Source organism: Kitasatospora sp. NPDC058115, from assembly GCF_042884635.1.
Taxonomy (GTDB): Bacteria; Actinomycetota; Actinomycetes; order Streptomycetales; family Streptomycetaceae; genus Kitasatospora.
Genome location: NZ_JBHVTL010000019.1, coordinates 127,811 through 150,309, shown reverse-complemented (window position 1 = coordinate 150,309; position 22,499 = coordinate 127,811). Strand labels below are relative to the sequence as shown.

The 22,499-nt window shown below is 74.8% G+C and carries 23 protein-coding genes; 10 read left to right on the top strand and 13 right to left on the bottom strand.

Translation table 11 applies throughout. From position 1 onward, the window contains the following. Positions 1-70: 70 nt before the first annotated feature. Positions 71-718 carry a DUF3800 domain-containing protein gene (locus tag ACFVVL_RS21275; protein ID WP_387677420.1) on the bottom strand — a complete coding sequence of 216 codons (648 nt, stop codon included), beginning with the start codon at positions 716-718 and terminating at the stop codon, positions 71-73. A 590-nt stretch (positions 719-1,308) separates the two neighbouring features. Here ACFVVL_RS21275 and ACFVVL_RS21270 point away from each other — a divergent pair. Continuing rightward, complete coding sequence (locus ACFVVL_RS21270) at positions 1,309-2,892, top strand: phosphonate degradation HD-domain oxygenase (RefSeq protein ID WP_387677417.1); 1,584 nt, start codon at positions 1,309-1,311, stop codon at positions 2,890-2,892. Between the two features lie 115 nt (positions 2,893-3,007). Here ACFVVL_RS21270 and ACFVVL_RS21265 read toward each other — a convergent pair whose 3' ends face one another. Beyond that, on the bottom strand, positions 3,008-3,826 hold the full coding sequence (locus tag ACFVVL_RS21265) for a GntR family transcriptional regulator (RefSeq protein ID WP_380295515.1): 819 nt from the start codon (positions 3,824-3,826) through the stop codon (positions 3,008-3,010). A 343-nt stretch (positions 3,827-4,169) separates the two neighbouring features. On the opposite strand from ACFVVL_RS21265, the gene ACFVVL_RS21260 reads away from it, so the two are divergent. The 6 genes from ACFVVL_RS21260 to ACFVVL_RS21235 are packed head-to-tail and all read left to right on the top strand — an operon-like array spanning position 4,170 to position 9,349. Further along, the gene (locus tag ACFVVL_RS21260; protein WP_380295483.1) at positions 4,170-5,339 is read left to right on the top strand and encodes an ABC transporter substrate-binding protein; all 1,170 of its coding nucleotides are present in this window, start codon (positions 4,170-4,172) and stop codon (positions 5,337-5,339) included. A gap of 43 nt (positions 5,340-5,382) precedes the next feature. Then, on the top strand, positions 5,383-6,360 hold the full coding sequence (locus tag ACFVVL_RS21255) for an ABC transporter permease (RefSeq protein WP_387677414.1): 978 nt from the start codon (positions 5,383-5,385) through the stop codon (positions 6,358-6,360). Continuing rightward, the gene (locus ACFVVL_RS21250) at positions 6,348-7,199 is read left to right on the top strand and encodes an ABC transporter permease (protein ID WP_387677411.1); all 852 of its coding nucleotides are present in this window, start codon (positions 6,348-6,350) and stop codon (positions 7,197-7,199) included. Before ACFVVL_RS21255 ends, ACFVVL_RS21250 begins: the two co-directional genes overlap by 13 nt. A gap of 20 nt (positions 7,200-7,219) precedes the next feature. Further along, positions 7,220-8,305: an ABC transporter ATP-binding protein gene (locus ACFVVL_RS21245; protein ID WP_387677408.1), complete on the top strand. Its 1,086-nt coding sequence runs from the start codon at positions 7,220-7,222 to the stop codon at positions 8,303-8,305. Positions 8,306-8,347: 42 nt separating this feature from the next. Beyond that, complete coding sequence (locus ACFVVL_RS21240) at positions 8,348-9,022, top strand: HAD family hydrolase (protein WP_387677406.1); 675 nt, start codon at positions 8,348-8,350, stop codon at positions 9,020-9,022. 6 nt (positions 9,023-9,028) lie between these two features. Continuing rightward, positions 9,029-9,349, top strand: a complete 321-nt coding sequence (locus ACFVVL_RS21235) for a DMT family transporter (protein ID WP_380295493.1) — start codon at positions 9,029-9,031, stop codon at positions 9,347-9,349. Positions 9,350-9,429: 80 nt separating this feature from the next. On the opposite strand, the gene ACFVVL_RS21230 is transcribed toward ACFVVL_RS21235, so the two are convergent. Further along, positions 9,430-10,179, bottom strand: a complete 750-nt coding sequence (locus ACFVVL_RS21230; protein ID WP_380295494.1) for an SDR family oxidoreductase — start codon at positions 10,177-10,179, stop codon at positions 9,430-9,432. 50 nt (positions 10,180-10,229) lie between these two features. On the opposite strand from ACFVVL_RS21230, the gene ACFVVL_RS21225 reads away from it, so the two are divergent. Next, complete coding sequence (locus tag ACFVVL_RS21225) at positions 10,230-10,814, top strand: TetR/AcrR family transcriptional regulator (protein WP_387677403.1); 585 nt, start codon at positions 10,230-10,232, stop codon at positions 10,812-10,814. Between the two features lie 135 nt (positions 10,815-10,949). On the opposite strand, the gene ACFVVL_RS21220 is transcribed toward ACFVVL_RS21225, so the two are convergent. The 10 genes from ACFVVL_RS21220 to ACFVVL_RS21175 all read right to left on the bottom strand — a co-directional run bounded on the left by ACFVVL_RS21220 (position 10,950) and on the right by ACFVVL_RS21175 (position 20,855). Next, positions 10,950-11,948, bottom strand: coding sequence for a HEAT repeat domain-containing protein (locus tag ACFVVL_RS21220; protein ID WP_387677400.1), 999 nt, complete (start codon positions 11,946-11,948; stop codon positions 10,950-10,952). A 3-nt stretch (positions 11,949-11,951) separates the two neighbouring features. Continuing rightward, positions 11,952-12,614, bottom strand: coding sequence for a HEAT repeat domain-containing protein (locus ACFVVL_RS21215; protein WP_387677397.1), 663 nt, complete (start codon positions 12,612-12,614; stop codon positions 11,952-11,954). A gap of 48 nt (positions 12,615-12,662) precedes the next feature. Continuing rightward, positions 12,663-13,625 carry a formylglycine-generating enzyme family protein gene (locus tag ACFVVL_RS21210; RefSeq protein ID WP_387677394.1) on the bottom strand — a complete coding sequence of 321 codons (963 nt, stop codon included), beginning with the start codon at positions 13,623-13,625 and terminating at the stop codon, positions 12,663-12,665. 70 nt (positions 13,626-13,695) lie between these two features. Then, on the bottom strand, positions 13,696-15,123 hold the full coding sequence (locus ACFVVL_RS21205) for a sulfatase (RefSeq protein WP_387677391.1): 1,428 nt from the start codon (positions 15,121-15,123) through the stop codon (positions 13,696-13,698). Positions 15,124-15,624: 501 nt separating this feature from the next. Further along, on the bottom strand, positions 15,625-16,407 hold the full coding sequence (locus tag ACFVVL_RS21200; RefSeq protein WP_387677388.1) for an alpha/beta fold hydrolase: 783 nt from the start codon (positions 16,405-16,407) through the stop codon (positions 15,625-15,627). A gap of 402 nt (positions 16,408-16,809) precedes the next feature. Beyond that, positions 16,810-17,496, bottom strand: coding sequence for a phosphonatase-like hydrolase (locus ACFVVL_RS21195; protein WP_387677541.1), 687 nt, complete (start codon positions 17,494-17,496; stop codon positions 16,810-16,812). A gap of 40 nt (positions 17,497-17,536) precedes the next feature. Next, entirely contained in the window at positions 17,537-18,658 is a 1,122-nt protein-coding gene (locus ACFVVL_RS21190) for a TIGR03364 family FAD-dependent oxidoreductase (RefSeq protein ID WP_387677385.1), read from the bottom strand. A gap of 150 nt (positions 18,659-18,808) precedes the next feature. After that, positions 18,809-19,321: a pyridoxamine 5'-phosphate oxidase family protein gene (locus ACFVVL_RS21185; protein ID WP_376088525.1), complete on the bottom strand. Its 513-nt coding sequence runs from the start codon at positions 19,319-19,321 to the stop codon at positions 18,809-18,811. Positions 19,322-19,488: 167 nt separating this feature from the next. Continuing rightward, a complete protein-coding gene (locus tag ACFVVL_RS21180) occupies positions 19,489-20,163 on the bottom strand; it encodes a phosphatase PAP2 family protein (protein WP_380295509.1) in 675 nt (224 codons plus the stop codon). Beyond that, on the bottom strand, positions 20,160-20,855 hold the full coding sequence (locus ACFVVL_RS21175) for a DedA family protein (RefSeq protein WP_380295510.1): 696 nt from the start codon (positions 20,853-20,855) through the stop codon (positions 20,160-20,162). The genes ACFVVL_RS21180 and ACFVVL_RS21175 overlap by 4 nt, the downstream gene beginning before the upstream one ends. Before the next feature lie 112 nt (positions 20,856-20,967). On the opposite strand from ACFVVL_RS21175, the gene ACFVVL_RS21170 reads away from it, so the two are divergent. After that, on the top strand, positions 20,968-21,348 hold the full coding sequence (locus ACFVVL_RS21170) for a BlaI/MecI/CopY family transcriptional regulator (RefSeq protein WP_387677381.1): 381 nt from the start codon (positions 20,968-20,970) through the stop codon (positions 21,346-21,348). Then, on the top strand, positions 21,345-22,487 hold the full coding sequence (locus tag ACFVVL_RS21165) for a M48 family metalloprotease (RefSeq protein WP_387677378.1): 1,143 nt from the start codon (positions 21,345-21,347) through the stop codon (positions 22,485-22,487). Before ACFVVL_RS21170 ends, ACFVVL_RS21165 begins: the two co-directional genes overlap by 4 nt. Positions 22,488-22,499 lie beyond the last annotated feature (12 nt).

Below are 22,499 nucleotides of genomic sequence, written 5' to 3'. Positions count from 1 at the left end.
AGGTCCTGCCGGCTGGGCCCGGGGTTCGCTCCGGGCCCAGCCCCTTCGACGGTGACCGTCGGGTCGGGTGTCAGAGTGCACGCGGTCCAGGACCGGACCGGAAGACCGGCGCCGACCAGCCCCACATGAAGCGCTTCGCCTCCGCCTTCGCGATGTCCTGGAAGGCCGCGTAGGCCACCATGTCGGCGGCCTGAAGCAGATGATGGTGCCGGGCCGGGGCGAACGAGAGGTCCCGGATACGGAGGTCCTCGCTCGGCAACCGCCTCAGGGCGTTGCGCGACGCGCCGTCCGTGCCGTTGCCGTCGACGATCACCCGGCCGTACTCACCCGCGTCCGCGAGGTCGGCGTTGAGCTGCGCGAGAAATTCGGTGAACAGCGCGGGGCGGTCCGACCGGTAGTCGTCCGTACGCCGGTAGGCCACGTGGACGCTCACAAGAGGCAGCGAGCCCAACGCCAGTAACCCGTGCCGGACCACCTGGCGGCAGCGGTCGCGGTGCGTCTCACGGTCGGAGGTGCGCGAGACGAACGCGGCACGACCGCGGGCCCCGATCAGCTCCTCGGAATGGAGCGGCGCGTCGTCCGGGATCCGCAGGCCGACATCGACCGGCAACCCCTGGCGGAACCGCGTCCAGGCGGCCGTCGCCGCGTCGAACTGCGTGTCCGGGACGCCGAGTGCGGCGAAGACGACAAGGGAGCGGCCGTCGCCCGAGTCGTCCACCCACAGGGTGCGCTCCGGCCCGGGGGAATCACTGCTGACAGCGGTCATGGGGACCACCCCTCGGACGGTGCATTCGGCCACCCGGCGCCATCGCCGGACCGTTCCCCCGTCGTCCCGAGGGCGAACAGGGGCGTGGGGCACCGCGCCCCTCAACCACGCACGCGGTCCTCGTCCCACCGAGGCGGTTGCCGTTCAACGGAAGATCGGGCCGCTACATGGGCGCACACACCACCGCCAACAACAGCCCGCGCCCATCGGACCGATGAGTCCATGAAGAAGGGAGCGGGCCTCCAGGACACGTCCTGGCCCCATACGTCTCGGCGTGACTGAAGCGCCACGCTGGGGAATGACTGTAGGGCATGAGAACTAGCTGATCAAATTTCAAACCTACTGTTCACACTGCCAGTTCGATGACTCCGGCACGCGACCTCCCGCCCGTCGACGACCCCGGGGGCCGCCGTCGCCACCACACTGTTCCCGGGCGGTTCACCCGCCTGACACCCGATGCCCACCTTGCCCCGGCAGGCTCCTGCGCGACGGAGAAGTTGGCTATACAACTTTGAGCCCCCGCGCCGCCGAGGAGAAGACCCATGACCACCGAGCTGTCGCCGTACTGGCTGCGCGACAACTGCCCCTGCGGGGAGTGCCGCGACCCGCGCAGCGGGCAGAAGCTGTTCCAGATCACCGATCTGCCGGACGACCTCGCGATCGCCGCGCAGGCCGAGCTGGACGGGCACCTGGAGGTGCTCTGGTCGGACGGGCACCGCTCGCGCTACCCCTCCGCCTGGCTGGCGCGGGACGCGGACGGCGACGGGCGGACGGAGACGGACAAGCGGCTCTGGGACGCCGCGGACTTCGCGCGCGGCATTCCGGAGGCGCCGTGGGAGGCGTACCTCGCCGACCCGGCGGAGCGGGCCGCCGTGCTGGCCGCCGTGCGCCGCGACGGCTTCGCCGTGCTGCGCGGGGTGCCGGTGCGCGAGCGCCAGGTGCTGGCCGTCGCCGGGACCTTCGGGCACGTGCGGGTCACCAACTACGGCGAGCTGTTCGACGTCCGGGTCGAACCGGACCCCAACAACCTCGCGTTCACCAGCGCCGCGATCGCCCCGCACACCGACAACCCGTACCGCGACCCGGTCCCCACCCTCCAGCTGCTGCACTGCCTGGAGAACTCGGCGACCGGCGGGGACTCCGGCCTGGTGGACGGCTTCCGGGCCGCCGCGCTGCTGCGCGCGGAGGCGCCGGAGCACTTCGCGGTGCTGACCCGCACCCCCGTGCCGTTCGTCTTCCGCGACCGCGCCGCCGAACTGCGCGCCGACCGGCCGCTGATCGGGACCGACCCGCGGGGCCGGATCCGCGAGGTGCGCTTCAACAACCGTTCGATCGCCACCCTGCGCGGTCCGGCGGCCGAGCTGGACGCCTTCTACGCCGCGTACCGGGCGTTCGCCGCGATCACCCTGCGCCCGGAGCTGCAGCTGGAGTTCCGGCTCGACCCGGGCGACTGCCTGATCTTCGACAACACCCGGCTGATGCACGCCCGCACCGCCTTCGCCCAGGACGGCCGCCGCCACCTCCAGGGCTGCTACGCGGACCTGGACTCGCTCGCCTCCACCCTGGCCGTGCTGCACCGCCGTTCGGCCGCGCTGGACGAACTCGCCGCCCTGTTCGCGGGCGAGGGCTCCGGGGAGTACCTGGGCGAGGCGGTCACCATGGCCGAGCACATGCTGCAGGCCGGCGCGCTGGCCGAGGCGGCCGGGGCCGCCCCGCACCTGGTCGCGGCGGCGCTGCTGCACGACGTCGGCCACTTCCACGGGGCCCTGCACGGACGCGACCTGATGGGGGGCCGGGACAACCGCCACAGCGACACGGGGGCGGACTGGCTGGCCCGCTGGTTCGGCCCGGAGGTCACCGAGCCGGTCCGGCTGCACGTGGCGGCGAAGCGCTACCTGTGCACGGTCGAGCCGGACTACCGGGCGAAGCTCTCCGAGGCCTCCGCGTACACCCTCCAGGTGCAGGGCGGCCCGATGTCCGCGCAGGCCGCCGCCGACTTCGCCGCCCACCCGGGCGCGGCGGACGCGGTGGCGGTGCGCCGCTGGGACGAGCAGGCCAAGGAGGCGGACGCGGTCACGCCGGACTTCGCGCACTTCCGCCCGCTGCTGGCCTCGCTGATGCGCTGACGGCGCGTCGGGCGGGCGAAACGGGGCGGTCCGCACAGCGGGCTGCCCCGTCGGACCCGCACGCCCCGTCCGACCCGCACGCCCCGTCCGCCGCCGTCCGACCCGCCCGCCGCCGTCAGTCGACGTCCCGGGCGTGCCGCGAAAGCGCCGAGGTGGCCAGCGAGTTGTGCACGCTGAACGCCACCGTCCCCGGCAGGTAGCGGTCCTGGGACCACTCCACCGGCGTGCCGGTCGGGTCCGTCGTCCGCCGCCGCTCGCGCAGCAGCGGGCCGCCGCGCCGGCAGCCCAGCAGCCGGGCGTCGTCCCCGTTGGCGGCGACGATGTCGATCGTGTGGTCCGCGTCGGTGAACAGGATCCCGTGCTCGCGCAGGACTTCGGTGTGCGAGACGACGTCCGGCGGCAGCTCGGCGACGATCTCGCCGACCCGGGGCGGGTAGACGGTCCGCTCGACCATCACCGGCGTCCCGGAGAGCGTGCGCAGCCGCACCATGACGTAGACCTCGTCCCCCGGTTCGAGGCGCAGCTGTTCGCGCTCGGCGGCGTCCGCCGGGCGGCGCACCATGGAGTCGAGGATGCCGCCCGGCTCCTCGCCCATCGAGTACGCCCAGCGGGTGAAGCTGAGCAGTTCGGAGAAGCTCTGCACCCGGGCCGTGCCGAGCACCACCCGGCGGGTGCCCCGGCGCGAGGTGACCAGGCCGTCCGAGCGCAGCACCGCGAGGGCCTGGCGGACGGTCCCGCGCGAGACGCCGTACTGCTCGGCGAGCGCGCCCTCGGCGGGCAGCCGTCCGGCCTCGCCGAACGCGCCGGTGGTGATCGCCTCGCGCAGGTCGGCGGCGACCTTGCGGTAGAGCGAACCGGCCCCGCGCTCGGTTCCGGGCGCGTCGGCCGGAGTCCCCTCCGGACCGGCGCCCGGGCGCCCCGACTCCAGTGCCACGTCAGTCAATGTCCCTCCTGGGCGGTGTCCTGCGCAGCCCCGAACGGCGCCGGACAGCCCGACCTTATCCCGCTGCGCTCCCGAAGCATCGCACCTGTCCGACGGTCCGCCGGCGACCTGATTCGACCGTTCCCGCAGCCGACCCCGGGGCTGGGCCATCCGTTCACCTTCCCGTCACCGGGCTCCGGCGTACTTACCCACGTCAGCGAAGTTGGCTAGTCAACTCGGACGACGGCGACCGGCCGCTCACCCGGCCTTCCCGCCGCCCTTCGCGAGACGCAGGCCCGCGGAACCCCCCGCGAACGCCCCCTCGCAGTACGCCCCCTTAACAGGAGACTTCCCCGTGACCGTGCACCGTGTCCGCGCCGCCGCCTTCGCGGCCGTCCTGACCGCCGCCGCGCTCTCCCTCACCGCCTGCGGCTCCGCCGGGTCGAGCGCCACGTCCGGCGACACCGCCAAGGCCGGCGCCAAGGACGCCAAGGAGGCCACCTCCGCCGCCGACTTCGGCGGCATGGACGGCCTGGTCGCCGCCGCCAAGAAGGAGGGCAAGCTGCACGTCATCACGCTGCCCCGGGACTGGGCGAACTACGGCAAGATCATCGACTCCTTCAAGGCCAAGTACGGCATCGAGGTCGAGGAGGAGAACCCGGACGGCTCCAGCCAGGACGAGATCAACGCGATCAACTCCCGCAAGGGCCAGGACCGCGCCCCCGACGTGGTCGACCTCGGCAGCGCCTTCGCCCTGCAGGCGGTCAAGGACGGCATCCTCGCCCCCTACAAGGTGTCCACCTTCGACAAGGTGCCGGACACCATGAAGGACGCGAACGGCGCCGCGGTCAACGACTACGGCGGCTACGTCTCGATCGGCTGCGACGCCAAGAAGATCGCCAACTGCCCGAAGACCTTCGCCGACCTGCTCAAGCCCGAGTACAAGGGCCAGGTCGCCCTCAACGGCAACCCGACCAAGTCCGGCTCGGCGTTCGGCGGCGTCTACGCGGCCGCGCTCGCCAACGGCGGTTCGCTGGACAACATCCAGCCCGGCATCGACTTCTTCGGCAAGCTGAAGCAGTCCGGCAACTTCAACCCGGTCGAGTCCACCCCGGCCACCATCGAGAAGGGCGAGACCCCGATCTCGATCGACTGGTCCTACCTGAACGCCGGCTACACCGACGAGTTCAAGGACAAGGGCATCGACTGGAAGGTCTCGATCCCCACCGACGGCTCCTACGCCCAGTTCTACAACCAGGGCATCAACAAGTGGGCCCCGCACCCGGCGGCCGCCCGCCTGTGGCAGGAGTACCTGTTCAGCGCCGAGGGCCAGAACCTCTTCCTCGGCGGCTACGCCACCCCGTCCACCTTCGAGGCGCTGAAGAAGGACGGCACCCTGGACACCGCCGCCGCCGCCAAGCTGCCGACCGTCGAGAAGCCGTTCACCACCTTCCCGACCGTCGATCAGATCAACGCGGCCAAGAAGGTCGTCACCGAGAACTGGACCAAGGCCATCGCGGGCTGACACCCAGGCCGCGCACCGCACTCCGGGCTCAGAAAAGGCACTCATGACCACGGCTCCCACCCCGGTGCCGACCACCCCCGCCGCCACCGTCACCGGTGGCGGCGCGGGGGCGTCCGCCACCGCCACGACCACCCCCACCACCACCGCCCCCACCCCCCGGCGACGGCCGCTCGCCCGCCTCGGCGGCGCCTCCTGGCTCGCGACCGTCCCGCTGCTGCTGTTCTTCCTGATCGGCTTCGGACTGCCCACCGTCGCCATCGTCATCGGCGCGTTCACCACCTCCAGCGACGCGGAGAGCGGCGCCGGGCAGTTCACCTTCGACAACATGGCGGACTCGGTCCAGGGCGGCTACCTGACCGCCATGCTGAGCAGCCTCAAGCTGTCCGCGCTGACCGCGCTGCTCGCCACCCTGATCGGCCTGCCGCTCGCCCAGGCGGTCGTCACCTCCCGGCGCACCTGGCTGCGCCAGGCGGTGCTCACCGCCTCCGGCGTGCTCGCCAACTTCGGCGGCCTGCCGCTCGCCTTCGCCTTCGTCGCCACCCTCGGCAACGCCGGCGAGATCACCAAGCTGCTGCACCTCACCGACCACGGCTGGTCGCTGTACTCCTTCACCGGCCTGACCGTCGTCTACCTGTACTTCCTCGTCCCGCTGATGGTGCTCACCATCACCCCGGCCCTGGACGGCCTGCGCACCCAGTGGCGCGAGGCGGCGCAGAACAACCGCGCCACCGGCGTCCAGTACTGGCGCCACGTGGCCCTGCCGATCCTGGCGCCCTCGCTGCTCGGCGGCTTCGTGCTGCTGTTCGGCAGCGCCTTCGCCGCCTACGCCACCGCCGCCGCCATGGTCGGCGCGACCGTCCCGCTGGTCAGCCGCTCGATCGCGGACGCGCTCTCCGGCAACGTGCTGGTCGGCCAGGGCAACCTCGCCCTCGCCCTCAGCCTCAACATGATCATCGTGGCCGTCCTGGTGATGGCCGTGTACCTCCCCCTCCAGCGCCGGAGCGCCCGATGGCTCAGCTGACCACCCCCGCCCCCACGGTGTCCCGCCGGCCGAAGGTGCGCTGGTGGCGCGGCGTCGTGCTGCTGCTCGCAGGCCTGTACTTCGTCGTCCCGCTCGCGGCCTCCTTCTGGTTCTCGATCGACGACCCGCAGGGCATCTCCTTCGAGGCCTACACCGGGCTGCTCTCCGCCCCCGGCTTCCTGGACAGCCTCTGGCTGACCCTCGGCCTCGCCGTCGTCACCGTCCTGGTGCTGCTGGTCCTGCTCGTCCCGGCGCTGATCGCCGTCCGGCTCGGCTCGCCCCGGCTGCGCCCGGTCATCGACGTGCTCTGCACCCTGCCGCTGGTCGTCCCGCCGGTCGCCCTGACCGCCGGCCTGATCGGTGTCCTCCGCTGGGGCCCGGACTACCTGATGGACACCCCGTTCTTCCAGACCTTCGTGTTCGTCCAGGACCCCGACTTCCCGCTGGTGCTGGTCATCGCCTACGTGCTGATGGCCCTGCCGCTCGCCTACCGCGCCCTGGACGCCGGCCTGCGCTCGGTGGACGTCCGCACCCTGGTCGAGGCCGCCCGCAACTGCGGCGCGAGCTGGCCGCGCGCGGTGTTCACCGTCGTCCTGCCCAACCTGCGCGGGGCCCTGCTGAACGCCTCCTTCCTCACCCTGGCCCTGGTGCTCGGCGAGTTCACCGCCGCCTCGATCCTCGGCTTCCAGCCCTTCCCGGTCTGGATCTACTCGGTCGGCAACAGCCAGGCCCACATGTCGGTCGCGGTCTCCATCCTGAGCCTGCTGCTCACCTGGCTGCTGCTGCTCCTGCTGGCCACCGTCGGCCGTGAGCGCCGCACCGAGACCGCCACCTCCTGAACCCCCCGGAGTCACCCATCATGACCACGGCCACCGCCCCCGTCACCGGCGTCCCCCTCGCCCCCGGCAGCGCCACCGTCGAATTCCGCTCCCTGCGCCGCGCGTTCGGCGCCACCACCGCGCTCGACGGCCTCGACCTCACCGTCCACCCCGGCGAGCTGCTCGCCCTGCTCGGCCCCTCCGGCTGCGGCAAGACCACCGCGCTGCGCATCCTGGCCGGCTTCGAGCAGCACGACTCCGGCCAGGTCCTGGTCGACGGCCGGGACATCACCGCGATCCCCGCCCACAAGCGCGACGCGGGCATGGTGTTCCAGTCCTACAGCCTCTTCCCGCACCTGACCGCCGCCGACAACGTCGCCTTCGGCCTGCGGATGCGCGGCACCGGCAAGGCCGAGCGCCTCAAGCGCGCCCAGGAGCTGCTGGAGCTCGTCGGCCTGCCCCAGCACGCCGGCCGCTACCCGCACCAGATGTCCGGCGGCCAGCAGCAGCGCATCGCGCTCGCCCGCGCGCTCGCCCTCCAGCCCCGGGTGCTGCTGCTCGACGAGCCGCTGTCCGCGCTGGACGCCAAGGTGCGGCTCTCGCTGCGCGAGGAGATCCGCCGCCTCCAGCAGGAGCTGGGGATCACCACCCTGTTCGTCACCCACGACCAGGAGGAGGCGCTGTCGATGGCCGACCGGGTCGCCGTGCTGCGCGCCGGCCGCCTGGAGCAGTGCGCCACCCCCTCCGAGCTGTACGCCCGCCCGGCCACCGCGTTCGTCGCCGAGTTCGTCGGCACCATGAGCCGCATCCCCTGCGAGCGCACCGGCGACGGCGTCGAGGTCCTCGGCCGCCGCCACGCCGTGGACGGCGCGCTGCCCGCCGACGGCGAGCTGCACGTCCTGGTCCGCCCGGAGAACGTCCGGCTGACGCCCGACGAGCAGGGCACGGCCCTGGTGGTCTCCGCGTCCTTCCTGGGCGCCGTCACCCGCCTCACCGTCCGCCTGGGCGACGGCACCGAGGTCAAGGCCGACCTTCCCACCGAGTCCGCCGCCGCCCTGCCGATCGGCTCGCGCGCCGCGCTCACCCTCCCGGAGCGGCCGGTCCTGGTCGACCGTCGTACGGTCTGAACCGACCGCCCCCTGCTTCTCCGAACCGCCGAAGGTACCGCCATGCCCGGAACTCCCCCACCCGCCGCCGTCCTCTTCGACATGGACGGCACCCTCGTCGACACCGAGCAGCTCTGGTGGCAGGCCGCCGCCGAACTCGCCGACGAACTGCACCACCCCCTCACCGAGGCGGACGCCCCCGAGGTGCTGGGCCGGGCGATCGAGCACACGGCCGCCCACCTCCACCGGGTCAGCGGCACGGCGTTGACCGAGGCCGAACTCGCCACCCGCCTCGGCGACTCCTTCGCCGGCAAGGTGGCCGCCGAGACCGTCCCCCGCCCCGGCGCCCTCACCCTGCTCGCCTCCCTGCGCGACGCCCGGGTGCCCACCGCGCTGGTCTCCGCCTCCCCCCGCCGGGTCGTCGACATGGTGCTGGGCACCATCGGCCGGGACTGGTTCGCCGTCACCCTGGCCGCCGAGGACACCCCGCGCACCAAGCCCGCCCCGGACCCCTACCTCGCCGCCGCCGCCCGCCTCGGCCTGGACCCGGCCAACTGCGTCGCCGTCGAGGACACCCCCACCGGCGTCGCCTCCGCCACCGCCGCCGGCTGCGCCGTCCTCGCCGTCCCCTCCAGCGACGTCCCCATCCCGGGCGACGCCCGGGTCACCCTGCTGGACAGCCTGGAGCACGCGGACCTGGCCCTGCTCGGGAAGCTCACCGCCGCTCCCGGGGTTTGACCCCCCGTGCCCTACCTCCTCCTCGCCCTGGCGATCATCAGCGAAGTCTGCGCCACCAGCTGCCTCAAGCTGACCGAGGGCTTCAGCAGACTCTGGCCGAGCGTGGGCGTGGCCATCGGCTACGTCCTCTCCTTCGTGCTGCTGGGCCGCGCCCTCAAGCACATCCCGGTCTCCGTGGCCTACGCCGTCTGGTCCGGCGCCGGCACGGCGGCCGTGGCGGGCATAGGCGTCGTCGCCTTCGGCGAGTCCCTGGGCCGTCTCCAGTGGCTCGGCATAGCCCTGGTGATCGTCGGAGTCGTCGTCCTCAACCTCAGGAGCGGCCACTGACCCGGGAGCGGCCACTGACCCGGGCCGCCGGACGGCGGGGCCGCGTGCCGGACGGCGGGGCCTCGTGCCGGACGGCTCCGTCAGGCGCGGGGGCCGAGGAAGAGGCCGCCGCTCGCGTCGACGGTCTGGCCGGTGATCCAGCGGGCGGCGTCGGAGGCGAGGAAGGCGACGATGTCGGCGACGTCCTCCGGCCCTCCCAGGCGGCCGAGGGCGGTGGAGCGGGTGATGGAGTCGGCGAGGCCCGGGGCTTCGAAGACGGGGGCGTTGGCCGGGGTGCGGGTGGCGCCCGGGGCCACGGCGTTGACGGTGATGCCGCGGGTGCCGAGGTCGTTGGCCAGGGTCAGGGTCATCGTCTCGACCGCCCCCTTGGTCATCGCGAAGGAGGTCTGGGCCGGGTTGGCCATCCGGGTGGCCACGGAGGAGATCGTGATGACGCGGCCGCCGTCGGGGAGCAGCGGCAGGGCGCGCTGGACGGTGAAGTACGGCGCGCGGACGTTCACCGCGAACAGGTGGTCGAACTCCGCCCGGGTCGTGACGCCGAGCGGGCCCGCCGGTGCGGCGGCGGCGTTGTTGACCAGGATGTCGAGCGGGCGGCCGCCGAGCACCGCCTCGACGCCCGCGAAGAGCGTGTCGACGTCGTCGTCCGTGCCCAGCTCCGCCCGTACGGCGGACGCGCTGCCGCCGGCCCGCTCGATCGCCTCGACGGTCGCGGCCGCGCCGGCCTCGTCGGTGCCGTAGTGCACGATGACCGCCGCGCCGTCGGCGGCCAGGCGTTCCGCGATGGCGCGGCCGATGCCGCGCGACGCCCCGGTGACCAGAGCCGTCTTCATCCCCGCACCCCATAGGTGGTAGTGACTACCATTCAGATAGGGTCTACCACATGCCAGAGCAGCCCTCAACACTCCGCGCCCGGCGCCGGGCCGAGACGCAACGCCTCATCCAGACCCACGCGGTGCGGCTGTTCACCGAGCGCGGCTACGACGCGACGGCGGTGACCGATGTCGCGCAGGCGGCCGGGGTGTCGCCGATGACCGTCTACCGGCACTTCCCGACCAAGGAGGACCTCGTCCTGACCGGTCAGGACGCCGAGCTCGTCGCCGAGCGGATCGCCGCCGCCCCCGCCGGCCGGCCCCTGGTCCGCCGGATCGGCACGGCCCTCGTCGGGGCCGCCACGGAGCTGACGGAGACCGGCGACGCCCGCTTCCTGCTCGCCCGGCTCCGGCTGATGATCACCACACCGGCCCTGCGGGCCAGGCACCTCGACAACCAGTACGCCCTCCAGCAGACGATCGTCGCCGCCCTCGGGGACGCCGAGGACACCTTCCGCGCCCAGGCCGCCACCGGCGCCTGCCTGGCCGCCCTGCACACGGCGCTGGTGCGCTGGGCCGAGGACGACGGCCGGACGGCACTCCCCGAGCTGATCACCGAGGCGTTCGCGGCCGCCTTCGGCGACCGGCTCCGCTGAGGCGCCCGCGCAGCCGCAGGCCCGTCACGACGCGGCGCGGCGGCGGTCCGGGCGGCCGCGGAGCCCGGGGCGGCGGCTCCACGACGGCCACGGGGCCGGGCGGCCGACGGACGCGGCGACCACCGGGGCCCCGGATCACCCCCGCAGCCGGAGGCCGTAGGCGGCGGTGAGGGCGACGGCGCGGTCCTCGTCGCGGGACAGCGTGGTGAGGGCGGCGGTGGCCGCGGGGCCCGGGATGTCCACCAGGGCCTGGGTCAGCCGGCGGCGGGCGGCCGGCTGCCCGGCGGCCGAGGTCAGGCGGTCGACGAGGGCGGCCGCGATCCGGTCCGCCGACGCGGGCTCGGCCGCCAGCGCACCCAGGGAGTCGGCCGCGTCCGCGTCGTTCGCCCCCTCGACGATCAGCTCGACGAGCGACGGGACCGCGTCGCCCGCTCCGCGCGCGCCGAGCGCCAGCGCCGCATGGCGGCGGACCACCGGGTCGGCGTGGTCGAGGGCGTCGCGCAGCAGGGCGGTGGCGGCGGGCTCCGGCAGTTCGGCGAGCGAGCGGACGGCGCGCTCGCGCACCCGCGCCGAGGGCGCGTCGAGCCCCTTCGCCAGCGGCGCCGCCGCCTCCTCCCCGGCCTGCGCCAGCGCCCAGCGCAGGGCCCCGGCGACGACCGCGTCCCGCTCCGCCAGCACCGCCTCGACCAGCGCCTCCACCGGCACCGGGGCGTCCTCGCCGGCCGCCAGGGCGGCGCGCTGGCGCGTCCTGGGGCTCGTCGACCCCAGCGCCTGGAGCAGCGCGACGGCCTGGAGGACGTCCTCCCAGCCGGCCGGTCCGGCGGCGTCGATCCGGCGCAGGCGGGTGAGCAGTTCCGTCTCCGCCGCGATCCGCCGCCGGGTCTCGCGGATGAGGTCGTCGACGAGTGCGCCGGGCGCGAAGCCGGGGTCGTCGAGCGCCCGTCCGACGTCGCGCAGCGACAGCCCCAGCGAGCGCAGGCTCTCCACGTGGAAGATCCGCCGGACGTCCTCGTCCGCGTACTCCCGGTAGCCGCCGTCGGTGCGCCCCGTCGGCCGCACCAGGCCGAGCGCCTCGTAGTGCCGGAGCATGCGGGCGCTGACCCCGGACCGTCGCGCGACCTCACCGATCAGCACCGGCTACCGTCCTTCCCCGCCGAGGGCCACGACGCGCTTCGCCTCCTCGATCGCGAGCTCGAAGCCGGCCTCCGGGTCCTGCCACAGCTGTTCGGTGGCCAGCGCGTGCGTGCGCACCCGGGGGTCGGGAGCCGTCGTGGCGGCCTCCAGGGCCGGCCGCACCGCCTCCCCGAGCGCGATCAGCGCCCGGCTGAGGCTCAGCTGCGTCGCCCGGTCGCCGCGACCGAGGTGTTTCGCCAACTCTACGGCCAGCCGCGGCCTCTCACACGCGGGCGCGAGGACGACCGCGGTCCGCCAGGCGGTCCGGGCCACCTCGTCGTCGGCGTCGGCGAGCAGGGCCGGGGTGATCGCGGGCCAGGCGCGCCGGTCCCCGATCTTGGACAGCGTGTGCAGGGCCTGGCCGCGCGCCCGGGCCCGGTCCGAGCGCAGTTCCCCGACCAGCCGCGGGACCGTCACCGACGGCGCGTGGCGGGTGAGCGCCCAGGTCAGCATCTCCCGCACGGAGAACTCGGGTTCCACCGCGCACCGCTCGACGAGCCCGCCGACGAACGCCGGGTCCGGCGCGGTGCCGACCGCCAGCGCGGCCTGCAGCCGGACCGAGGCATCGGCGTGCGCCAGCGCACCGAACGCCCGCATCGTGGTCGTCTTCTCCTGCGGCACGGTCATCGGGACCACCTCCTGGGCCCCAGCCAAGACCTTCTCACCGTGTCAAGGTCAAGCGACGGCGTCGGCCGCCACCCGGAAGCCGATGTTCCCGGCCGAGCTGTCCGGCGTGTTGGAGCTGCGCGCCGCCACCCGGTAGCGGTTGCAGTAGGAGGCGTGGCACATGTGCGAGCCGCCGCGCATCGCCCGCGCCGTGCCGTCGGGCGGACCGGACGGGTCGTGGCGCGGGCCGGTGCGGTGGAAGTCCGGGCTGAACCAGTCCGCGCACCACTCCCACACGTTGCCGACGGTGTTGTACAGCCCGAAGCCGTTGGGCCGGAAGGCGGTCACCGGGGCCGTCCCCCGGTGACCGTCCGCCGCCGTGTTCACGGTGGGGAAGACGCCCCGCCAGATGTTGCACGCGTACCGCCCGCCCGGCGCGAGTTCGTCGCCCCACGGGTAGCGCGCCTGCTCCAGGCCGCCCCGGGCCGCGTACTCCCACTCGGCCTCGGTGGGCAGCCGGGTGCCCGACCAGGCGCAGTACGCCTGCGCGTCGTTCCAGGAGACGTGCACCACGGGGTGGTTCTGGCGGGTGGTGACCGAGGAGCCCGGCCCCTCGGGCGCCCGCCAGCTCGCCCCGGCGACCGCCCGCCACCACGGCACGGCGGCCACCTGCGGGGAGGCGGCCGCCAGCCGGTCCGGCAGGAAGCCGTCGAACACGTAGGAGAAGCCGAAGGTCTCGGCCTCGGTGCGGTGGCCGGTGGCCTTGACGAAGGTCGCGAAGGCGGCGTTGGTCACCGTGGTCGGCGCGATCCGGAACGGGCTCAACTCGACGGCGCGCACCGGCCCTTCGCCATCCTCGGGGTAGCCCTGCCGGTCGTCGGTGCCCATCAGGAAGCGCCCGCCGGGCAGACCGGTGAGCTGCCGGGCCACCCGGGAGGCGGGGGCGGCGACGGCGACGGGGGCCGCGATCGTGTGCGCGGCGGACCCGCCGGGCTCACGGCCGGGGGTGCAGCAGGGCTTGGTGCTGGACACGGGGGTTCCTCGCTGGTCGGGGTCCTGGGGGTGGCGGCCGGCCGCCACCCCCAGGGCCACGGGGGAAGGGTCAGGCGGCCCGGTCGGCGGCCAGTTGCGCCGCCAGCGCCGGGATGCCGAGCGCCTGTTCCTGCTGCGGCGTGGCCTGGTACAGCAGGTTGCTCAGCTGGTAGGGGTCGGCCGCCAGGTCGTAGTACTCGCGGAACTTCACCTCGCCCGTGCCGGACACCGTGCCGTTGGCGTCGGTGTGCAGCGCGTAGTACTCGGTGTACTGCTTGCCGGCGGCCACGTACGAGGACCAGGTGGGCGGGCCGCCCGCCGCCGTGCCCTGCTTCCACCACTCCACCAGCAGGTGGTTCCTGGTGGCGGTGGTGAGCAGCGAGTGGCCGTCCTGCGGGGTGTCGGGGGTGATGCCGACGGCGTCGAGGATGGTCGGGGCGACGTCGATGTTGGCGACGATCCGGTGGTCGGTGGTGCCCGCGCCGAGGCCGCCGGCCGGCCAGGACAGGTAGAACGGCACCTCGTGCGCCGGGGAGTAGGGCACGGACTTCTTGAGCCAGCCGTGGTCGGCCCAGGTGTAGCCGTTGTCGCCGAGGTAGATGACCAGGGTGTTCTCCAACTGGCCCAGCGCCACCAGCTTGTCGTGGATCGCCTGCACGGCGTCGTCGACGGAGAGCAGGGTGCGCAGCTGGCGGGTGCGCACGTCCTGGGCGTCGGCGAGGGTGGCGGTGGCGTTCTGGATGTAGCCGGGCTTGTCGCTGCGGTCGGCCTCGGGCACCGAGGGGCGCCCGTTCCACGGCGGGACGACGGTGTCCGCGTACTTGGGGGCCGGCACGTTGGGCTCGTGCGAGGCGTACGGGGTGACGTAGGCGAACCAGGGGCGGGTGTCGGTGGCGGCCTTGTCGAGGAAGGCCAGGGTGCGGTTGCGGATGATGTTGGTGGTGTAGCCGGTGAGGGTCTGGACGTCGCCGTCGATGTTCCAGGTGGCGTTGTTGTAGGCGGGCTGGAGCAGCGCCCACTCCTCGAAGTGCGGCGGGTTGTCGGCCACCGCCCAGGAGTTGAGGTACTTGCCGAACAGCCCGGTGCGGTAGCCGGCCTGCTTGAGGTAGCGCTGGACGGTGGTGTGCTGGTCCAGGCTGTGCGAGGCGCCGTTGTTGCGCACGCCGTGGTTGTGGGCGTAGCGGCCGGAGAACACCGAGGACCGCGAGGGCGCGCAGAGCGGCGTGGTGACGTGGCCGTTGGTGAAGCGGACGCCGTGGCCGGCGATCCAGTCCACGATCTGCGGGGTGGCCCACTCGGTGTGCTTGGGCTGGTCGTCGGTGACGATCAGCAGGATGTTGGGGCGGGCGGCACCGGCCGCCTCGGCCCGGCCCGCGGACGCCAGGGTGAAGGCCACCGGGGCGGCGGCGGTGGCGGCCGCGGCCGCGGCGCCGGCGAGGAAGCCGCGCCGGCCGACCCGGGGCGAACCGTTCGTTTCCGAATCGCCGATCTCGCTCATGAATTCCCTCCATGCTTTTCGGTGATTCCGGGTGCGGCCCTGCGGGAAAAGTCCCGCGCGGGCGCGCCGGAATCATTCACGGGGAAGCGGCCCACCGGTCCGTACGACGGCCGCGCCCGCACCCCGGACAGCATTCACGGGCACGGCGGCTCACCGGGGATCCGCGGCGAAGGAACCGGGGCACGTCACCGACCTGCACCAACGGTGCGGGGGCGAGCCACCCCGGAGAGGTCCGGCGGTGCTGCGGCGGCCCCCGTCCACCCGTCCGGGGGCCGCCGCCGACTCACGCCGGAGCGGCGGTACAGAGGGCGCTCGCGAGCCGTCCGAAATCGACGTGCCGGCGAGCAGCCAGGAACTCTCCAGCTGCCATGCGTGCGACTGTAGGAGTTCCCGGTGAACGCTGGCAATACCCGGACGCTTTTGTTTCCGGGTCATGTCGGATATCCGGCCGCAGGTTTCCGCTCGTCGACGACCGGGCGTCGCGCCGGGCCGACGCGCCCCTCACGTCACGGTGTCGTACAGCTCCTCGATCAGCCGGGCGACGGCCTCCGGTTCACGCAGCGTCGGGTAGTGGTCGGAGGCGGCGAGCCGCACCAGCCGGCAACCGGGGATCCGGGCCGCCGTCCGCTCGTTGAACTCCACGACCACCGGCCGGTCCAGCTCCCCCAGGGCCAGCACGGTGGGCGCGGTGATCCCGCCCAGCCGGTCGAAGGCGGCGGGTTCGCTCCGCAGGTACCCGATGTTGGCGAACCAGGCCGGCAGCACGGCCCTCAGGTGCGCGGCGCCGACCGGGTCGGCCTCGGGGGTGCCGCCGCCGGCCTTCCCCCACAGGCCCAGTCCGAGCCGGACGATGCCCTCCAGGTCGCCGGCCTCGGCCAGCCGGCCCATCTGCCGGTACAGCTCGGCGCCGGTGAGGTCGTAGCCGCTCACGGCGGGGACGAGCAGGGCCAGGCCCGCCACCCGCTCCGGGGCCGTCAGGGCCAGGTCGATCGAGGTGGCCCCGCCGTTGCTGTTGCCCACCAGCACGGCCCGCTCCAGCCGGAAGTGGTCGAGGACGGCCACGAGGTCCCCGAGCTGGGAGTACGGGACGGCGGGCGCGGGCGAACGGCCGTAGCCGCGGCAGTCGTAGCGGAGCACCCGGTGCCGCGCGGCGAGTGCGGGCAGGACCGGGTCCCAGAGGGTGGAGTCCCCGACGCCCGGATGGAGCAGGACCAGCGGCAGCCCCTCCCCGCCCGAGTCCTCGGCCCAGAGCTCGCCGCCGGCGACGGCCACCATCGTCTCCATGCCCCCAGTCTGACGACCCCGGGGGCGGGCACAAGCGCACGAACCCGCCGGTTCCGCCGTTCCCGTGAGGCGCCCGCCCGCGCCGCGTGCGGGGCCCGGACGGCCGGCGGGCGCTCCGGCTCCAGGACGCAGCACCCGTTCGCGGGAACACCGGCCCCGGCCGGGTGTGCTCGTCCGCGCCGGCCACCGCCTCGGCGGCGTTCTCCGGCAGCATGCTCCGGCCGGGCGCCGCCGCCCGGAGGCGGGCCGGCGCGGCCCGGGTCGTGGGCGCGGCGGCGATCCGGTCCACGCGAAGGCTCCTGGGCGGAGCCTGCGCACGAGGCGGACGGACGGCCGGGCGGGCGCGCCTCCCGCCGCGCCCGCCCGGTGCCCCCCGATGTGCCCCCCCGGTGTGCCCCCGGGTCAGCCCGCCAGCAGCGCGGGCAGCTCGGCGACGGACGCCAGGACGTGCGTCGCCCCGTCCGTCCGCAGGCGCTCCTCGCCGTGGGCGCCGGTGAGGACGCCGGCCACCACGGAGGCCCCGGCGCGCGAGCCGGTCAGCATGTCGTAGCCGGTGTCGCCGGCCACGGCGATCTGGCGCACCGCGTCGGTCCCGGTGCGCAGCAGCGCGGTGAGCGCGAGGTCCGGGTACGGGCGGCCGCGGCCGGCCTCGGCCGGGCACAGGGTGAGGTCGGCGATCGACTCCCAGCCGAGGGCGGTCAGGATGCGGTCCTGGGTCGCCCGGGAGAAGCCGGTGGTGAGGACCACCTTGCGGCCCTGGCCGCGGAGTTCGGCGATGGCCTCGGCCGCGCCGGGCAGCGCCTCGCAGTGGCCGGCGTCGACGAGGTCGTGGTAGGCGGCCTCGAAGGCGGTGTTGGCCCGCTGGGCCTTCTCCTCCTCGCCGAACAGGTGGCGGAAGACGGAGATCTTGGACTCGCCCATGGTGGCGCGGACGTGGTCCAGCATCTTGGCGTGCTCGGGGCTGCCGGCCTCGACGCCGAGCGAGCCGGCGGCGGCCTGGAAGGCGCGCTCGACCAGGCCGTCGTCGGCCACGGTGGTGCCGGCCATGTCCAGGACGACCAGGCGGATGTCGTACGACACGATGTTCAGTTCCTTCGACGGGCTTACGGGACTATCGGGGCTGACGGGCTTACAGGTTGGCGAGGTTCGCCGTGGTCTCGGCGATGGCGGGCGAGCAGGTCATGCCGCGGCCGCCGGGGCCGGTGACCAGCCAGACGCCGTCGCGCACCCGCTCGCGGTGGACGACCCGGGTGGTGTCGACGCACTGCGCGTACACGCCGGCCCAGCGGCGGCGGACCCGGGGCAGCGGGCGGCCGAGCAGGTCCTCGACCACGCCCACCAGGTGGTCGTACGGGTCCTCGACCACGTCGAAGCCGAACGGCTGGTCGTACTCGTGGGTGTCACCGATGGTGAGGCCGCCGTCCAGGCGCTGGACCATCAGCAACTGCATCTTGTGCTCGGCCGCGACCGGCGGCTGCGGCTGCACCTCGCGCAGGCGGTCCAGGGCGGTGCCGGCGAAGGCCGGGTAGTAGCGGAAGGAGTCGCCGTCGGCGACCGAGGTGGTCAGCGTCTCGCCCAGCGGGTCGGTCTGCATCATCTGCAACCGCACCTTGCGCACCGGCAGCTCGGGCGCCAGCTCGCGGACCAGGCCGCCCAGCCAGGCGCCGGTGCACAGGACGACGAGGTCGCCGGTGTGGACGTCACCGTGGTCGTCGCGGACGGCGTTCTCGCCGATGACGTCGCGGACCTCGCGGCCGGGCAGGAAGGTGTAGCGGCCGGTGGCGGTCAGCGCGGCGCGCAGCGCGGGCTGGGCGACGCGCGGCTCGACGGCGGCGTCCCGCTCGCAGTGCAGGGCGCCGAGCAGCGTGCCGCGCAGGGCCGGGTTGAGGGCCCGGGTCTGCTCCGGGTCGAGCAGCCGGTAGCCGCGCAGCTCGGCGTCGGGCAGGGTCAGCGCCTGTTCGGCGACCGCGAGTTCGGCCTCGGTGCGGATCGCGGTGAGCGATCCGTTGGCCCGGAAGCCGAGGCCGGGCACCTGCCCGCCGATCCGCTCCCACAGCTCGCGGGCCCGCACCGCGGTCTCCAGCTCCTCGCCCTGGGCCCGGCCGCTGACCCAGACCAGGCCGAAGTTGCGCACCGAGGCGCCGCGCGCCTCCGCCTCGCGCTCCAGGTGGACGACCTCGTGACCGCGCTCGACGGCCTGCCAGGCGTGCATGGTGCCCAGCACGCCCGCTCCTACGACGATGACTCTCATGCGGCCAGACTGGTGCCGCCGGGTGACCGAGGGGCGTCCGAGCGGCGGCCCGCAGATGAACCGACCGATAAGTTGTACAGACAACCTGACGGTAACCTCGACCGGATCCCCGGGCCGCGGCCCCCGGGCCGCCGGACCGCCCTGCCCGGTTCAGCGCCGCACGGCCGCCCGCAGGTAGTGCCGCCGGCCGAACTTCGGCTCGTCGACCGCCGTCAGCTCCTCCACCTGGAACCGGTACAGCGCCGCCGCCCCACCGCCGGTCAGGAACTGCCGCCGGACCTCGTCGTCCTGCGCGAAGGCGGGGTAGCGCCCCTGGTAGGCGGCCAGCGCCGCCTCCGCCTGGCGCCCCCAGGCCTCGCCCGCGCTGCCGGTCAGCTGCAGGCCGCGCAACTGCTCGCCGAAGACCGGCGGCGGCAGGAACACCGTGGCCGCCGCCCGGGCCTCCTCGGCCAGGTGGTGGCTGTGCCGGGTGGCGCGCTCGCTGACGAAGTAGAGGACGAGGTCGTCGTCGTACGCGAAGAAGGCGAGGTTGGCGTGCGGGCCGTGCTCGTGGCCCGCGGTCGCGAGGGTGAGCACCATCGCCTCGGCCAGCAACCCCTCGACGCCCTTGCCGAGCTCCTCGGCCGGCCAGTCCCCCTGGGTGATGTCGAGTCGGTACGGCATGGGCAGCACTTCCCTCCACTGGCACGCCCGGCGCGCGCGGCGCCCTGGCACGACTGAGCCGGGCGGGTGCGCCCCTCGGGGGCGGCCGCGCCCGGCTCACATGCTCTCCCCGCCACCCCGGGCACACAAGGCCCGGGACGGCGCCCGGCCCGGAACCGGCGCCCCGGTCAGTCCCGCCGCGCGCCGACCGGCCGGCCCGCCCGGTCCGCCACCGCCCCCGGACCCGCGCCGAGCAGCGGCCGCAGCGGCCCGGACCGGTTCCGCTCCACCAGTGGTCCGGCCGCGCCCGCCGCCAGCGCGAGCGGGACGGCCACCACGAGGCCGACCAGCGCGCCGGCCAGCACGTCGTGCGGGTAGTGCACCCCGACCCAGACCCGGGAGGCGCCCATCAGCACGGCGGCCACCGCGGCCACCGCGCCGATCCTGCGGTCGGCGAACCAGAGCGCGGCGGCGGCCGCGACGGCGATCACCGTGTGGTTGCTCGGGAAGGACCAGTCACCCGGGCCCGGGCAGGCCTCCAGGGTGTCGCGCACCCGCAGCTGGGCACACGGGCGGACCTCCTCCACCAGCCCCTTGAACCCGGAGTTCACCGCGTAGGCGGCGAGCACGACCAGCGGCGAGGCCAGCACCCGCGCCATCACCGCCGGAGCGGCGCCGCGCGCCCGCCACCAGGCGGCGAGCATCAGCAGCGCGAACAGGCCGAGGCCGAGCAGTGACCACAGCTCGGCCAGCCGGTTGAACCAGTGCGGCGCGGCGTCCGCCCAGCCGACCACCCGGCGGTACAGGCCGCCGTCGATGCCGCTGCCGTCGTACACGGCGAGCAGCTCGCGGGCCGCCGTCACCGGGCGTCACCGCCGTGACGGCGGGCCCGCCGGGCGCGGAACAATTCCAGAACAATCGGGAGCATGGAGACAACTACTACCAGACCGATGACAGGTAGCAGATAACGGTCGATACTGGGCACGGACGACCCGAGCGCGTACCCGGCGAGCACCACCCCGACGGTCCACAGCGCGCCGCCCGCCACCTGCCAGAAGGTGAACGAGCGGACCGGCACGTCGAGCACGCCGCAGAGCGGATTCAGCACCGTCCGGACCACCGGGACGAACCGCGCCAGCACGATCGCCCTGCCGTGCCCGTAGCGCGCGAGCAGTTCCTCGGCCCGCACCACCCCCTCCCGCAGGCTGCGCCGCCGTGACCGGCGCAGCAGCGCGCGCCCGCCGCGCCGTCCGAGCAGATAGCCGGCCTGGGCGCCGGCCAGCGCCCCGACCAGGGCGGCGGGCAGCACCTGGACGAGCTCCAGCTGCGGCCCCTTCGTCGCCCCGGGGACGCAGAGCAGGCCGGCCGTGAAGAGCAGCGAGTCGCCGGGCAGGAAGAAGCCGACCAGCAGCCCGGTCTCGGCGAACAGGACGACCGCGATGCCGAGCGCGCCGAAGGCGGCGAGCAGCGACGAGGCGTCCAGCGGATTGACCGCGAGGGCGTTCCCGCTGGCCAGCGGGGTGACGAGCGCCGAGGCGGCGGACGGATCGAGCAAGGCCGACGGACCTCCCGTACGTTGGTGGGCGGCACCGCAGGGCGCGCCCGACTGTCTACAATCACGTAGACGGTCTACATGACTGTAGACGATAACTGGAGGAACCCCCGCCATGTCCGACGTACCGTCCGCCCGCCGGCCCGCCGGGGAGCTGGAGGCCGAGGTGCTCGCCGCCCTCTGGGCCGCGGACCGGCCGCTGACGCCGCAGGACATCCAGGGCGCCCTCGGCGACGGCCTGGCCCGCACCACCGTCGCCACGATCCTCGCCCGGCTGCACGACAAGGGGACGGTGCACCGCACCCGGGCCGGCCGCGGCTACGCCTACACCCCGGCCGTCGCCGACCCGGCCGGGCTGGCCGCCCGCCGGATGCACGCCGAACTGGGCCGGGAGAGCGACCGCTCGACCGTGCTCGCCCGGTTCGTCTCCGACCTCTCGGCGGAGGACGAGCGCCTGCTGCGCGACCTGCTCGGCGACGAGGACGCCCCCCGGTGACCGTCGCGGTCTGGGCCCCGCTGCTGCTGCCCTTCCTCGCCGTCCTGCCCGCCCGCCGGCTCGCCGAGGCGCTGCCGCCGCGCGCCGCCGCGTGGACGCTGGCCGCCACGGCCGCCGTGCTCGCGGGCGGCACGCTCTGCTCGCTCGGCCTGCTCACCGCGGCCGGGCTGCTCCGGCTGCCGCCGGTCGCCGCCCTCGGCCACCTCTCCCCCCGCTGGCTCGCCGCCGGGACGCCGGGCACCCCGGCCGCGGCGGCCCTGCCGGCCGCCCTGGCACTCGCCGTCCTCGCCGCCCTCGCGCTGCGCACCGCCCGGCACCACCGGCGCGACCTGGACGCCGCCCGCAGCGCCGTCGACGCCGCCACCGGAAGCGACGCCGGAGCCGGCTCCGAGACCGCCGCGACCCGCGCCACCACCGGCGCCACCGTCCGGACAACCGGCCCGCACGACCGGCATCCGGACACGCGCCCCTCGCGCGCATCCATGCGCCGGGCGCGCACCCCGTGGACCCAGCGCGCCAGGCGACGGCTCACCACCCCGCCCGCCACCGAGCTCACCGTCCTGCCCGACGAACGCGCCGACGCCTTCGCCCTGCCCGGCCGCCCCCGCCGCCCGGGCCGCCCCGCCGAACCCGGCCGGATCGTGGTCACCACCGGCATGCTCCGGGCCCTGGACGCCCGCGAACGCGCGGCGCTGCTCGCCCACGAGCGCACCCACCTGACCGCCCGCCACCACCTCTTCCTCGCCCTCGCCGCCCACGCGGCCACCGCCCACCCGGCCCTGCGGGCGCTGCGCGCACCGCTCGGCTACCACCTGGAGCGCTGGGCCGACGAGGCCGCCGCCGCCCGGGTCGGCGACCGCGCGGTGACCGCCCGCGCGGTCGGCCGGGCCGCCCTCGCCGCCGGGCGCTCCCCCCGGCCGGGCCGCCCCCGGCACGCCCCGGCGGCCCACGGCGGACCGGTCCCCCGCCGGGTCGCCGCCCTGCTCCACCCGCGCCCCGCGGGGTCCGCCGCCGCCCGCCGGATCGCCGCCGCGGCCCTGGCCGGCTGCCTCGCCCTCACCGCCGCGACCAGCCTCGATGCCACCACCGACCTCCACCACAGCGTCGAGTCCGCCCAGCGGCAACCCCCGGTCCGCTAGGGCGGAAGCATC